Annotated in this window: 12 protein-coding genes; 5 read left to right on the top strand and 7 right to left on the bottom strand. The window is 69.3% G+C overall.

From position 1 onward, the window contains the following. The first annotated feature begins 4 nt into the window (after positions 1-4). From fabZ to lpxB, 4 genes are read left to right on the top strand one after another with little or no spacing between them, the layout of a single operon-like run. Entirely contained in the window at positions 5-493 is a 489-nt protein-coding gene (gene fabZ, locus J2S75_RS02945; RefSeq protein WP_307018035.1) for a 3-hydroxyacyl-ACP dehydratase FabZ, read from the top strand. Continuing rightward, positions 490-1,323 (top strand): acyl-ACP--UDP-N-acetylglucosamine O-acyltransferase, encoded by an 834-nt coding sequence (gene lpxA / locus J2S75_RS02940; protein WP_307018033.1) that lies wholly within the window; start codon positions 490-492, stop codon positions 1,321-1,323. The genes fabZ and lpxA overlap by 4 nt, the downstream gene beginning before the upstream one ends. Continuing rightward, positions 1,298-2,197 (top strand): LpxI family protein, encoded by a 900-nt coding sequence (locus tag J2S75_RS02935; RefSeq protein WP_307018031.1) that lies wholly within the window; start codon positions 1,298-1,300, stop codon positions 2,195-2,197. Before lpxA ends, J2S75_RS02935 begins: the two co-directional genes overlap by 26 nt. Next, the gene (gene lpxB, locus J2S75_RS02930) at positions 2,194-3,369 is read left to right on the top strand and encodes a lipid-A-disaccharide synthase (protein WP_307018030.1); all 1,176 of its coding nucleotides are present in this window, start codon (positions 2,194-2,196) and stop codon (positions 3,367-3,369) included. Before J2S75_RS02935 ends, lpxB begins: the two co-directional genes overlap by 4 nt. Positions 3,370-3,457: 88 nt before the next feature. Here lpxB and gltA read toward each other — a convergent pair whose 3' ends face one another. After that, positions 3,458-4,765: a citrate synthase gene (gene gltA, locus J2S75_RS02925; protein WP_307018028.1), complete on the bottom strand. Its 1,308-nt coding sequence runs from the start codon at positions 4,763-4,765 to the stop codon at positions 3,458-3,460. 241 nt (positions 4,766-5,006) lie between these two features. Beyond that, a complete protein-coding gene (gene gltX / locus J2S75_RS02920) occupies positions 5,007-6,443 on the bottom strand; it encodes a glutamate--tRNA ligase (protein ID WP_307018026.1) in 1,437 nt (478 codons plus the stop codon). Positions 6,444-6,549: 106 nt separating this feature from the next. Here gltX and J2S75_RS02915 point away from each other — a divergent pair, with 106 nt between their 5' ends. After that, a complete protein-coding gene (locus tag J2S75_RS02915) occupies positions 6,550-8,922 on the top strand; it encodes a ComEC/Rec2 family competence protein (protein WP_307018024.1) in 2,373 nt (790 codons plus the stop codon). On the opposite strand, the gene lexA is transcribed toward J2S75_RS02915, so the two are convergent. The 5 genes from lexA to moaC all read right to left on the bottom strand — a co-directional run bounded on the left by lexA (position 8,916) and on the right by moaC (position 12,716). Further along, the gene (gene lexA, locus J2S75_RS02910) at positions 8,916-9,611 is read right to left on the bottom strand and encodes a transcriptional repressor LexA (protein WP_244376422.1); all 696 of its coding nucleotides are present in this window, start codon (positions 9,609-9,611) and stop codon (positions 8,916-8,918) included. The two genes, J2S75_RS02915 and lexA, sit on opposite strands and share 7 nt — an antisense overlap. A 148-nt stretch (positions 9,612-9,759) precedes the next feature. Continuing rightward, on the bottom strand, positions 9,760-10,473 hold the full coding sequence (locus tag J2S75_RS02905; RefSeq protein WP_307018020.1) for a GntR family transcriptional regulator: 714 nt from the start codon (positions 10,471-10,473) through the stop codon (positions 9,760-9,762). 83 nt (positions 10,474-10,556) lie between these two features. Further along, the gene (gene hpxZ / locus J2S75_RS02900) at positions 10,557-10,943 is read right to left on the bottom strand and encodes an oxalurate catabolism protein HpxZ (protein WP_307018019.1); all 387 of its coding nucleotides are present in this window, start codon (positions 10,941-10,943) and stop codon (positions 10,557-10,559) included. Positions 10,944-10,999: 56 nt separating this feature from the next. Continuing rightward, positions 11,000-12,220 carry a molybdopterin molybdotransferase MoeA gene (locus J2S75_RS02895; protein ID WP_307018018.1) on the bottom strand — a complete coding sequence of 407 codons (1,221 nt, stop codon included), beginning with the start codon at positions 12,218-12,220 and terminating at the stop codon, positions 11,000-11,002. A 10-nt stretch (positions 12,221-12,230) separates the two neighbouring features. Then, positions 12,231-12,716 carry a cyclic pyranopterin monophosphate synthase MoaC gene (gene moaC / locus J2S75_RS02890; protein WP_307018016.1) on the bottom strand — a complete coding sequence of 162 codons (486 nt, stop codon included), beginning with the start codon at positions 12,714-12,716 and terminating at the stop codon, positions 12,231-12,233.

Below are 12,716 nucleotides of genomic sequence, written 5' to 3'. Positions count from 1 at the left end.
GGGAATGGACGTGCAGGTCGAAGCCGCAGTCGAGCCGACAGCGCTCGGCACCGCCGATATCAAGCGCATTCTGGCGGCTCTGCCGCACCGCTATCCGTTTCTGCTGGTCGACAAGATCGTCGGCATCGAGGCCGACCGGAAGGCGATCGGCATCAAGAACGTTACCGCCAATGAGCCGCATTTCCAGGGTCATTTCCCGGACAATCCGGTCATGCCTGGGGTGCTCATCCTTGAGGGCATGGCCCAGACCGCCGGCAGCATCTGCCTGCTGAACCGGCCGGAAGACGGCGCGCCGTCGCTCGTCTATTTCATGACCATCGACAAGGCAAAGTTCCGCAAGCCGGTGGTGCCGGGCGACGTGCTCGAATATCACATGACCCAGATGTCCAAGCGGCGGAACATGTGGTGGTTCCGCGGCGAGGCGAAGGTCGACGGCCAGATTGTCGCCGAGGCAGAGGTGGGCGCGATGATCGCCCGCGAGGGACGTAAATGACCGCTTCCGAGGCGAAGATCGACCCGTTGGCGCGGGTGGAAGCGGGTGCCGTTCTCGGCGCCGGGGTCGAGATCGGCCCGTTCTGCACCGTGGGCCCGCATGTGGTGCTGGGCGAGGGCGTCAAACTTCTCTCGCATGTCGCTGTCACCGGCCACACCACGCTCGGCCCGGGAACGGTCGTCCATCCCTTCGCCGCGCTCGGCTCCGCGCCGCAGTCGCTCGGCTATAAGGGCGAGCCGACCCGGCTGGTGATTGGCCGCGACTGCATCATCCGCGAGCATGTCACCATGAACACCGGCACCGCCAATGGCCATATGGAAACGGTGGTCGGCGACAATTGCTTCTTCATGGTCAACGCTCATGTCGCGCATGACTGCATCGTCGGCAATCATGTGATCTTCGCCAACAACGCCACCCTCGCCGGCCATGTCACGGTCGGCAACAATGTTTTCCTGGGTGGCCTGTCGGCGGTGCATCAGTTTGTGCGCATCGGCGACAATTCCATTGTCGGCGGACTGTGCGGGCTGCAGCACGATCTCATCCCCTTCGGCGCGCTGATCTATGGCCGCAGCGGGCTCGGTGGGCTCAACATCATCGGCATGAAGCGGCGGGGCTTCACCCGGCCGCAGATCCACGCGCTGCGGGCCGCCTATCGCGAGCTGTTCTATTCCGGCGGCACATTGGCCGAGCGGGTGGAGCGCGTCGCCGGGCACTATGGCGACGATGCCAATGTGATGCAGGTGGTCGAGTTCGTGCGCAGCGGTGCCAAGCGCCGCCTGATCGTTCCCAGCGATGCGGCCGACCATGGCGCCGAACCCGACGCCGCCTGAGGCGCCGTCCCCAGGGGTGGAGAGCGCCGCGCCGCTGGCGATCATCTGCGGCGGCGGCACTTTTCCCCTCGCCGTCGCCGGAGGCGCCCGCCGGGCCGGCCGTCCGGTGGTGCTGTTCCCGGTACGCGGCTTTGCGGACGCGGATTTCACTGCCTGGCCGCATGAGTGGGTGTCGCTGGGCGGTTTCGGCTTCCTGAAGCGAGAGATGCGCCGCCGCGGCTGCCGCGATGTGGTGTTCATCGGCAATGTGCTGCGCCCGCGCATCCGCGACCTCCGGCTCGACTGGACGACGCTGCGGCTGATGCCGCGCGTGCTCGGGTTGTTTCGCGGCGGCGACGATTTCCTGCTCACCGGCCTCGGGCGGTTGGTGGAAGAAGCGGGCTTCCGCCTCGTTGGCGCGCATGAAGTGGCGCCGGAAATCCTCATGCCTGCGGGTCAGCTCGGTGCGGTCGCGCCGGATGCGGCGGCGCGCGCCGATATCGCCCGTGGGCGCGAGGCGCTCGCGGTGATGGGCCCGCTCGACATTGGCCAGGGGCTGGTGGTGATGAACCGCCATGTGGTGGCGGTGGAGGCGGCCGAAGGCACCGATCTCATGCTGGCGCGGGTGGCCGAGTTGCGGGCCAATGGCCGGGTCAAGATGCCGGCGCGTTGCGGCGTGCTGGTGAAGCGCCCCAAGGCGGGGCAGGATTTGCGGATCGACCTTCCGTCGCTCGGCGCCCGCACGGTGGAGGGGGCCGTGCGCGCCGGGCTCGCCGGTATCGCGGTTGAGGCCGGCGGCGTCATCGTCGCCGATGGTGCGGAACTGATCCGCCGCGCCGATGAAGCGGGGCTGTTCATCCTCGGCTTCGAGCCCGCCGACGGAGTCGCGTCATGAGCGGCGACGCGCCGCTCGATGTGTTCATCGTCGCTGGTGAGGAATCAGGCGATGTCCTCGGCGCCGGGCTCATGGCGGAGCTGAAGGCGCTGCATGCGGGCGGGGTGCGCTTTCGCGGTGTGGGCGGCGCGCGCATGCAGGCGCAGGGGCTTGTGCCGCTCTTTCCCATGGAGGACATCACCGCCATGGGCTTCGCGCAGGTCGTGGCCGGCCTGCCGCGCATCCTCCGGCGCATGGGCGAGACGGTGCGGGCCATCGTGACCAGGCCGCCGGATGTGCTGGTGCTGGTCGATGCGCCGGACTTCACCCACCGTGTCGCCCGCAAGGTGCGCGCGCGCCTGCCGGAGTTGCCGATCGTCAAATATGTCGCCCCGACGGTCTGGGTCTGGCGACCGGGGAGGGCGCGGGCCATGGCGCCGCATGTCGACCGGGTTCTGGCGCTGCTCCCCTTCGAGCCGGAGGCGATGCACGCGCTCGGGGGGCCGCCGACCACCTATGTCGGCCATCCGCTGCTCGGTGAACTCGCCACCTTGCGGCCGGATGCGGCGGAGGCTGCCCGCCGCGCCGCATCCCCGCCCGTATTGCTGGTGCTGCCCGGTAGCCGCCGCTCGGAGCTGGCGCGGCTCGGTGCGACCTTCGGTGAGGTGCTGGAGCGACTGAAGGCCGAGATGCCGGATGTCGAGCTGCTGCTGCCGACCTTGCCGGCCCGGCGGGCGCAGATCGAGGCGATGGTGGCATGCTGGGTGGTGAAACCCCGCATCATTGTCAGCGATGAGGAGAAGCGCGCCGCCTTCCGCATTGCGCGCGCCGCGCTGGCGGCGTCGGGCACGGTGACGCTCGAACTCGCTCTGGCGGGCGTGCCGACCGTGGCCGCCTATCGCGTGCCATGGCTGGAAGGGCGTATCGCGCCCTTCATCATCCGGGTGAAGACGGCGATCCTGCCCAATCTCATACTCGATGAGCCGGCTATGCCGGAATATCTGCAATGGCACATCGACCCGCCCGCCATGGCGGCGCAGCTGGCGCGGCTGATCGTCGGCGGGCCGGAGCGCGAGGCGCAGCTTGCCGCCTTTGCGCGGCTCGATGCTGTCATGGGTGAGGGGGAACCGCCGAGCCGGCGCGCGGCGCGGGCGGTGCTGGAGACTCTGGCGCAGAGACGTGGCGCGGCCTGACCAGGATGATGCTCGGCCATGAAAAACCCCGCCTTCCGGTCCGGAGGGCGGGGTTTTCGTCGGTCGTCTCAGTGCCGAGGCACGGCCGTCACTTGCGGCGGGCGATCGGCACGTAGTCGCGCTGGGTCGCGCCGGTGTAGAGCTGGCGCGGCCGGCCGATGCGCTGGCTCGGATCCTCGATCATCTCCTTCCACTGGCCGATCCAGCCCACGGTGCGGGCGAGGGCGAACAGCACGGTGAACATGGAGGTGGGGAAGCCGAGGGCGCGCAGGGTGATGCCCGAGTAGAAGTCGATATTCGGGTAGAGCTTGCGCTCGACGAAATACTCGTCCTGCAGCGCGATGCGCTCCAGTTCCACAGCGATGTCGAGCAGCGGGTCGTCCTTGATGCCGAGTTCGCCGAGCACCTCGTGGCAGGTGCGCTGCATGATCTTGGCGCGCGGATCGTAGTTCTTGTACACGCGATGGCCGAAGCCCATCAGGCGGAACGGGTCGTTCTTGTCCTTGGCGCGGTTGATGAACTCGGGGATGCGGTCCACCGAGCCGATCTCGCCCAGCATCTTCAGCGCCGCCTCATTGGCGCCGCCATGGGCCGGCCCCCACAGGCAGGCAATGCCGGCGGCGATGCAGGCGAAGGGATTGGCGCCCGACGAGCCGGCGAGGCGCACGGTCGAGGTCGAGGCGTTCTGCTCGTGGTCGGCGTGCAGGATGAAGATGCGGTCGATCGCGCGCGAGAGGATCGGGTTGACCTTGTACTCCTCGCAGGGAACCGAGAAGCACATGCGCAGGAAGTTCGAGGCGTAGTCGAGATCGTTCTTGGGGTACACGAAAGGCTGGCCGATCGAGTACTTGTAGGCCATGGCCGCCAGCGTCGGGATCTTCGCGATCATCCGGATCGAGGCGATCATGCGCTGCTGCGGATCGGAGATGTCGGTGCTGTCATGGTAGAAGGCGGACAGCGCGCCGACCGACGCCACCAGCACGGACATGGGATGCGCGTCGCGACGGAAGCCGTGGAAAAACCGGCTCATCTGCTCATGCACCATGGTGTGGCGCGTGACGCGGTAGTCGAAATCCGCCTTCTGGGCGGCGGTGGGCAGTTCCCCGTAGAGCAGCAGGTAGCAGGTTTCGAGGAAGTCGCTTTCGGCCAGCTGTTCGATGGGGTAGCCGCGATAGAGCAGGATGCCCTCGTCGCCATCGATATAGGTGATCTGGCTTTCGCAGGAGGCGGTGGAGGTGAAGCCGGGATCGTAGGTGAACTTGCCGGTCTGCGCGTAGAGCTTGGCGATATCGATCACGTCAGGACCGATCGTCCCGTTCAGGATCGGGAGCTCCCAGCTTTCATCGCCAATGGTGAGCGTGGCGGATTTTGGCGCGTTGCTTTGGCTGGCGTCCATGCGGGTCTCCCTGAACCTAGGAACGAACGGATCTGAGGCGGATCGCGTCTTGGCGGGGGGCCGCGCCTGCCGTTTGGCGCTGTGCGTAGGAGACGGGGGGTGTCTCGCTGCGGCCCACGGTCAAAGTCGTAGCGGTTTCGATCCGCCCTCGCAAGCGCAGCGAAAACGCTGCCGCAATGCGGCCGCCGGGCGGGCACGAAACCATTGCATCCGCGCTTCCGCCATGTGCTAGAAGAGTTTCTTACGCCTGTGCGCCGGCACCGGTCTGGTCGGCGATACGGGCCAGCGACTCCTCGCGGCCGAGCACGGCCAGCACGTCGAAAATGCCGGGCGACGTGGTCTTGCCGGTCACTGCCGCGCGCAGCGGCTGCGCCAGCATGCCGAGCTTGACGCCCTGCGCTTCGGCCACCGCACGCACCGCCGCTTCGGTCTCCGCCGCGTTCCACGTTCCCACCGCGCCGAGCTGAACCGCCGCCGCCGCCAGCAGGCGGCGCGCCTCCTCGGTCAGCAGCGCCTGTGCCTTTTCTTCCAGCGGCAGCGGGCGAGCCCGCCAGATATAGGCGGCGCTTTCAATGAGTTCGATCAGCGTCTTGGCGCGCTCCTTCAGCCCCGGCATGGCGGCGAGCAGTTGCGCGCGGCGCTCGGGCGTGAGCGCGGCGGCAATGGTGGCGCCCTCAGGAATATGCGGCAGGAGCGTGTCGATGGCCGCGAGCAGTTCGGCATCGGGCGTGGAGCGGATATAGAGGCCGTTGATGTTCTCCAGCTTGGCGAAGTCGAAACGCGCGGCCGAGCGGCCGACGCGGTCGAGATCGAATAGCTGCGCCATCTCCTCGGTGGAGAAGATCTCCTGGTCGCCATGGCTCCAGCCGAGGCGGACGAGATAGTTGCGCAAAGCGGCCGGCAGGTAGCCCATCGCCCGATAGGCATCGACGCCCAGCGCGCCATGGCGCTTGGAAAGCTTCGCCCCGTCCGGCCCATGGATCAGCGGGATATGTGCCATCTTCGGCACCTCCCACCCCAGCGCATGGTAGATCTGCGTCTGGCGCGCAGCATTGGTCAGGTGGTCATCGCCCCGGATGATGTGAGTGACGTTCATATCGTGGTCGTCTACCACCACCGAGAGCATGTAGGTGGGTGTGCCATCGGAGCGAAGCAGGACCAGATCGTCGAGGTCCTTGTTCGGAATCACCACCCGGCCCTGCACGAGGTCGTCGATGACGGTCTCGCCCTCGGTCGGCGCCTTCAGCCGGAACACCGGCTTGCGATCGGCGGGCGCCTCGGCGGGATCGCGGTCGCGCCAGCGGCCGTCATAGCGCGGCGGGCGGCCTTCCCTGCGGGCGGTCTCGCGCATCTCCTCCAGCTCCGCCGCGCTGGCATAGCAGGGATAGGCGCGACCGGCGGCGATCATCTGCTCCACCGCCTCGCGGTGCCGCTCGGCGCGGGCGAACTGGTAGATCACCTCGCCCGACCAGTCGATGCCGAGCCATTTCAGCCCGTCGATGATGGCGTCGATCGCTTCCGGCGTGGAGCGCTGACGGTCCGTGTCTTCGATGCGCAGCAGCATGGTGCCGCCCTTGGCGCGTGCATAGAGCCAATTGAACAGCGCGGTGCGGGCGCCGCCAATGTGCAGGAAGCCGGTGGGCGAGGGGGCGAAGCGGGTAACGACGGTCTCGGACATATTTCTTCCGTCTGCGCCGCAGGGCGGCGTCGAAGCATGGCGGGCGCGGAGCGTGCGTGTACCATAGGTCGGCGACACGGGAAAAGCGCGCAGGGGCCTTGAGGGGATGCAGCGGCCGCCGGAACGGGAAGCGCGAGACGGGCCGCGCGCGCGGGCCCGGGCGGCGGTGCTCGGCGCGGCGGGTGCGCGCGGGCAGCCGGCGGCGGGCTGGCTTCCCGATCTCTCCCTCGCCGGGCTTTGGCAGGCCCTGGCCGCGGCGCTGGCGCGCGAGTTCGAGGACCGGCGCGGCTTTCTTTTTCTTCCCCTGGGCTTTGCCGCTGGCGCGGCGCTCTATTTCAGCGCCCCGCAGGAGCCGCTCGCCTATGCCGGCTGGGTGCCTGCCCTGGGCTTTCTCGGGCTGGCGGTGCTTGCACGCGCCCGACCCTTCGCCTTCCATCTCTTCGCCTTGCTTGCTGTGGTCGCCGCCGGCTTCGCGGTAGCGGCGCTGCAGGTTCAGCGGATGGCGCATCCGGTGCTGGCGACGACGCTCAACGCGGTAGAGGTCAGCGGCTATGTCGAAGCGGCGGAACTTCGCCCGCGCGGCAGCCGGATCACCCTCGCCGTCACCCGCCTGGAGCGCCCCCGCACCGATCCGCCAAGGCGGGTGCGGGTGACGCTGGCCGGGCGCGAGCCGCCGGCCGTGGGCAGCCATGTGACGCTGCGGGCGACGCTCGCCCCGCCGCCGGGGCCGTCCTATCCCGGCGGCTTCGATTTCGGCCGGGCGATCTGGCTCGATGGCATCGGCGCCACCGGCTATGCGCTCGGAGGTCCGCAGCTGACGCCGGCCCTCGGCCCGCCGCCGCCGGGACTGGCGCTCACCACCTGGCTCGACGGCACCCGCCGCGCCATCGCCGCGCGCATCCTGGCGGCGCTGCCGGGCGAGGAGGGGGGCGTGGCGGTCGCGCTGGTGACCGGGCTACGTGATGCGGTGCCGGAGTCGATCGAGGAAAGCATGCGAATCTCCGGCCTGTCGCATGTGCTGTCGATTTCTGGCCTGCATATGGCGCTGGTGGCGAGCTCGGTGTTCTTCTTCGCCCGGGCGCTGCTGGCGCTGGTGCCGGAATTTGCGCTCTACCGGCCGATCAAGGCGTGGGCAGCACTGCCGGCCATGGCTTCGGCGAGCTTCTATCTGCTGCTGTCCGGTGCCGAGGTGCCGACCCAACGCGCCTATGTGATGACGCTGCTGGTGCTGGCCGGAATCGTGCTCGGGCGCCCGGCGCTGACCCTGCGCACGCTGGCGGTGGCGGCGCTGGCGCTGCTGGCGCTCTCGCCTCGGGCGGTGCTCGATCCCGGCGCGCAGATGTCGTTCGCGGCGACGCTGGGCCTCGTCGCCGCCTATGAGCGCTTCGGCTATCTCCTCACCGCCGTCCCCGCGCGGACGGGCCGCTGGATGGGCGTGCCGGCACGCCATATCGCGGCGCTGGCGCTGGCCTCGCTGGCGGCGGGGCTGGCGACGGCGCCTTATGCGGCCTATCACTTCCAGAGACTGGCACCGCTCAGCCTGCTGGCAAATCTCGGCGCCGCGCCTGTGGTGTCGTTCATCGTCATGCCGGCCGGCCTCGCCGGGGCGGTTCTGATCCCGTTCGGCTGGGATGATCCGGCGTGGCGGCTGATGGGCTGGGGCCTTGCCCGCATGCGCGACATTTCCGATCTCGTCGCCGCGCTGCCCGGAGCGGATCGCGGCGTGCCGGCGATGCCGGTGGCGAGCCTGGTGCTGATCAGCCTCGGGCTGGCGGTGCTCTGCCTTGCCCGTACCCGTCTGGTGCTTCTGGCGCCGGCGTTGGCGGCTTCCGGTCTGGTCGTCGCCGCGACGGCGCCCCGTCCCGACCTCTATATCGATACGGAGGCGCGAACCGTCGCGGTGCGGGGAAGGGACGGCGCGCTCGCGGTGATGGGCGATCGCGACGGCGGCGTGGGCGGGCGCTTCGCGGTGGAGCAATGGCTGAGCGCGGATGGCGCGCGGTCACGCTTCGGCGCGAAGGACCTGACGGCCGCAGCCGCCTGCGATCCGCTCGGCTGTACCCTCGCTCTGCCCGACGGGCGATTGGTGGCCCTGTCGCGTGACCGGGATTCGCTAGAGGATGATTGCCGCCTCGCGGCCGTGCTGGTGACGCCCTTCGCGCCTCCGCTGGACTGCGCGGCGACGGTGATCTATCGCGATCCGAGAACGGCGCTGGGCGGTGTCTCCGGCACGCTTCGGCCGGATGGTCGCCTCACCCTCGCCTTTGCCCGCCCCGCGCCGGGCACACGGCCGTGGGAGCCGAAAACCCTGTCGCCGCCGAAGCGTGCAAGGGAACCCGCCTCTGCCGCCGGCGCATCGCGGCAAGGTCCGTCATCCAGTTCACCCGCCGATTACCCGAAGATCGGCGCCGACCCCGCTCCTGCCGGACCGCTCGCCACCGATGACGAGGCGCCACCGGCGCCAGAGCCGTTTCAGTAGCGCCGGAAAAGCCCCACAAGCTTGCCCTGGATGCGAACCCGGTCAGGGCCGAAAATGCGCGTCTCATAGGCGGGATTGGCCGCTTCCAGCGCCACCGAGGCCCCCTTGCGGCGCAGGCGCTTGAGGGTCGCTTCCTCGTCGTCGATCAGCGCGACGACGATCTCGCCGGTGCTGGCGGCGTCGCATTTACGGATCAGCGCCAGGTCGCCGTCGAGAATGCCGGCCTCGATCATCGAATCACCGCGCACTTCCAGCGCGAAATGCTCCCCGCCCGACAGCATTTCCGGCGGCATGCTGATGGTGTGGTCGCGCGACTGAATGGCGGAAATCGGCGTGCCGGCGGCGATGCGGCCCATGACCGGGATCGGTACCACGCGCCGTTCCGAATCGTCGTCGGAGGGCGGGCGAACCTTGCCGAGATTGCCCTCGATCACATTGGGCGAGAAGGGACGGGCCGGCTTCGGCGGCTGAGCGTCTTCCGGCAGGCGCACCACTTCCAGCGCCCGCGCGCGGTTTGGCAGGCGGCGGATGAAGCCGCGCTCCTCCAGCGCCGTGATCAGCCGGTGGATGCCGGACTTCGACCGCAGGTCCAACGCCTCCTTCATCTCCTCGAAGGAAGGGGGCACGCCGTCCTTTTGGAGGCGTTCATTGATGAACAGAAGCAGCTCATGCTGTTTGCGGGTGAGCATCAAGACAACCCCGTCTGCCGGACGGCGCCGGAACGAAACAAATCACGAACAAAGACTAGCCGTTCTTATTGTGTTCCACAATGGGTAAAGAGAGGTTAAATACCTCCGGCACAGCCAGCGGCGCGCATCGGCGTGTCCCGCCGCGTCGTCACAGCGTCTGGGCGTATTGCTCGTAAGCATCGTGGACGATGGCGATATGGTCGCGCATGGCGCTTGCCGCGCCGTCGCGGTCGCCGCGCAGAACGGCGGTGGTTACGCGGTCGTGCTCGGCATGGGAGAGCGCGAGGCGGCCGAGCGCGCGGAACTGCGCGCGGCGGAACGGAGAGAGGCGCCGGCGTGTGCCGAGCGTCAGTTCGATCAGATAATCGTTGTGGCTACCGGCATAGACCGAGGTGTGGAACAGTTCATTGGCCTCGCGATAGGCGGCGAAATCCCCCAGCCGCATGAGTTCGCCCATCTCGGTGTGCAGCTGTTCCAGCTGACGGCGTTCGGGCGGCGTCATCTTGAGCGCGCACAGGCCGGCGCACAGCGCTTCCAGCTCGGCCATCACCTCGAACATGTTCTGCAGCCGGGCCACGCTCGGGCGCGCCACCACGGCGCCGCGATGCGGGCGCGCGTCGACCAGGCCGGAGGCGACGAGTTCGCGCAGCGCCTCGCGCACGGGGGTGCGCGACACGCCGAAGCGGGCGGCGAGTGCGGTCTCATCGAGCGCCGAGCCGGGAGGCAGCGTGCCGCGGGTGATCTCGTCGGCAAGCTGCATGCGCAACTCTTCCGCGCGCGTCTTGCGCCCCGGCCGGCCAGGCGCCGGTCGGGAGGGGGAGGCGGGCCGATCGAGCGGCAGGCGGACAGGCAGCACCGACATGAGCGAACACAGAACCGACAGGCTCGCCCGAATGCCGGGCGGCCATCCCATGTGTAGCCGCCACGTCGGGCTTCACCAAGGGCTCAGAGAGGGTCGTCGATCACGCTGACATGGGCAGCCACGACTTTCCAGCCTTCCGGCGTGCGCATCCAGGTTTGCATCTGCCGGCCGACCCGTCCCGGCGCCGTCGCACGCCGGAACAGGGTGGAGGCCACCGCCATGTCGCGGCCATAGGTGGTGATCACCGTGCCGTCGAGTGTCCGTTCCAGCCCGGCGGGCGAGCGGGCGGCGCGGAAGGCGCGGATCGCCGCGATGCCATAGAGATTCTCAGCCCCACCATAGCGCAGGGTGCGGGTATCGTCCCAGAACAGCGCGTCGAGTTCGGCGACATCATTGCCCACCAGCGCCCGCTCATAGCGCTCGAAGGCGGCGCGGACTTCGGCGACTATCTCGGGAAGATCGATGTCCATGCGCAGCCCCTCATTCGCCAGCCAAGCGTTGAGAACACAGGCGCGGCCGGGCGGCGTCAATCCTCCAGGCGCAGAATCTCGCACGGTTCCCCGGCCATGGCCGCCGGCGCGTGTGGCCGGCGGACGAGCAGCACATCAGCGCGGGCGAGGTTGCGCAGCATGGAACTGTCCTGCACCGGCAGCGGCCGTACCAGCGGCACGACCTCCGCATGGCCGACGATTTCGGCCCGCTGGAAATCCATGCGCTGCTCGTTCGCCTTCACATCGGCCGCGAGTCGGGCGGGCTCCAGCGCGGGATGGGCCGGCACGGCCAGCCCCTGCAGCGCCTTGATGAGCGGCACGAGGAACAGCAGCGCGCAGACATGGGCCGAAACGGGGTTGCCGGGCAGCCCGAGAACCTGCGTGCGCGTCGCGGCGGAACGGCCGAACATTAGCGGCTTTCCCGGCCGCAGCGCGATTTTGTGGACGGCGAGGTCAACCCCCTGCGCGGTGAGCGCCGGGGCGATGAGGTCGTGGTCCCCCACCGAGGCGCCGCCCGTCGTCACCAGCACGTCGAAGCCGCCATCGAGCGCCGCCCGCACGCCGGTCTCGGTCGCGTCCATGCGGTCGGGGAGGATGCCGAGGTCGATCACCTCCGCCCCGGCCCCACGGGCCAAGGCGGCGACGGAGTAGATGTTGGAGACGATCACCTGATGAGCCCCCGCGGCTGTGCCCGGCCGCACCAGCTCGTCGCCCGTGGACAGCAGCGCGACACGCGGGCGGCGCGCCACGGAAACCATGTCGACATCGCCGGCGGCGACAAGGGCGAGGTCGCGCGCACGCAGGCGGTGGCCGGCCGGCAGCAGTGTCTCACCCGCGGCGAAGTCGTCGCCGGCGCGACGGATATGCCGGCCGGGCGTCGCCGCTTCCGTCACCGTGACGACATCGCCCGCGCGGCGCGTGTCCTCCTGGATAACGATGGCGTCGGCGCCTTCCGGCAGCACGGCGCCGGTGAAGATGCGGACCGTGGTGCCGGGCAGCACCGCGCCGGTATAGGGGCGGCCGGCGGCGGATTCGCCGATGACGGTGAGCGTTGCCCCCGGCTCGGTGGCATCCTGCGCCCGCAGCGCGTAGCCATCCATGGCGGAAACATCGGCGCCCGGCGTGGTGCGGCGGGCGATCACCGGCGCGGTCAGCACCCGGCCGGCGGCGGCATCCAGCGGCACGGTCTCGGCGCCGAGCGGCGCGGCGGTGGAGAGAAGGAGGGACAGCGCCTCCTCGACCGGCATCAGCGCCATGGTTCTCTCCTCAGTCGGCCTGCCAGTGGCCGGAACGCCCGCCGGCCTTTTCCAGCAGGCGGACATTCTCGATCCGCATGCCCCGGTCGACCGCCTTGGCCATGTCGTAAATGGTGAGGCCGGCGACGGTGACCGCGGTCAGCGCTTCCATCTCCACCCCGGTCTGTCCGGCGGTGCGCACGGTGGCGCGGATGACGAGACCGGGGAGTGACGGCGCCGGCTCGATCTCCACCGCGACCTTGGACAGCAGCAGCGCATGGCAGAGCGGGATCAGCTCATGCGTACGCTTGGCCGCCATGATGCCGGCGAGCCGTGCCGTGCCGATCACATCGCCCTTCTTGGCGTTGCCGGAGAGGATGAGCTCGAGCGTCTCCGCCCGCATCGTCACCTGCCCCTCTGCCACCGCCACGCGGTCGGTGACGGCCTTGTCGGCGACATCGACCATGTGGGCGGCGCCGGCGGCGTCGAGATGGGTGAGGCGGGGCGCGTCGCTCAT

It is taken from the genome of Ancylobacter polymorphus, from assembly GCF_030813495.1.
Taxonomy (GTDB): Bacteria; Pseudomonadota; Alphaproteobacteria; order Rhizobiales; family Xanthobacteraceae; genus Ancylobacter; species Ancylobacter polymorphus.
Note: the sequence above shows the minus strand (reverse complement) of the source record. Positions and strands in the feature narration are given on the sequence as shown.

What these genes read in the sequence shown, in the direction of transcription:
- J2S75_RS02895 (WP_307018018.1), bottom strand. Translation starts at nt 12,220, where the DNA reads ATGGCGCTGATGCCGGTCGAGGAGGCGCTGTCCCTCCTTCTCTCCACC.
- gltA (WP_307018028.1), bottom strand. Translation starts at nt 4,765, where the DNA reads ATGGACGCCAGCCAAAGCAACGCGCCAAAATCCGCCACGCTCACCATT.
- J2S75_RS02915 (WP_307018024.1), top strand. Translation starts at nt 6,550, where the DNA reads ATGCAGCGGCCGCCGGAACGGGAAGCGCGAGACGGGCCGCGCGCGCGG.
- J2S75_RS02935 (WP_307018031.1), top strand. Translation starts at nt 1,298, where the DNA reads ATGGCGCCGAACCCGACGCCGCCTGAGGCGCCGTCCCCAGGGGTGGAG.
- lpxB (WP_307018030.1), top strand. Translation starts at nt 2,194, where the DNA reads ATGAGCGGCGACGCGCCGCTCGATGTGTTCATCGTCGCTGGTGAGGAA.
- fabZ (WP_307018035.1), top strand. Translation starts at nt 5, where the DNA reads ATGGACGTGCAGGTCGAAGCCGCAGTCGAGCCGACAGCGCTCGGCACC.
- lexA (WP_244376422.1), bottom strand. Translation starts at nt 9,611, where the DNA reads ATGCTCACCCGCAAACAGCATGAGCTGCTTCTGTTCATCAATGAACGC.
- hpxZ (WP_307018019.1), bottom strand. Translation starts at nt 10,943, where the DNA reads ATGGACATCGATCTTCCCGAGATAGTCGCCGAAGTCCGCGCCGCCTTC.
- moaC (WP_307018016.1), bottom strand. Translation starts at nt 12,716, where the DNA reads ATGAGCGACGCGCCCCGCCTCACCCATCTCGACGCCGCCGGCGCCGCC.
- lpxA (WP_307018033.1), top strand. Translation starts at nt 490, where the DNA reads ATGACCGCTTCCGAGGCGAAGATCGACCCGTTGGCGCGGGTGGAAGCG.
- J2S75_RS02905 (WP_307018020.1), bottom strand. Translation starts at nt 10,473, where the DNA reads ATGTCGGTGCTGCCTGTCCGCCTGCCGCTCGATCGGCCCGCCTCCCCC.
- gltX (WP_307018026.1), bottom strand. Translation starts at nt 6,443, where the DNA reads ATGTCCGAGACCGTCGTTACCCGCTTCGCCCCCTCGCCCACCGGCTTC.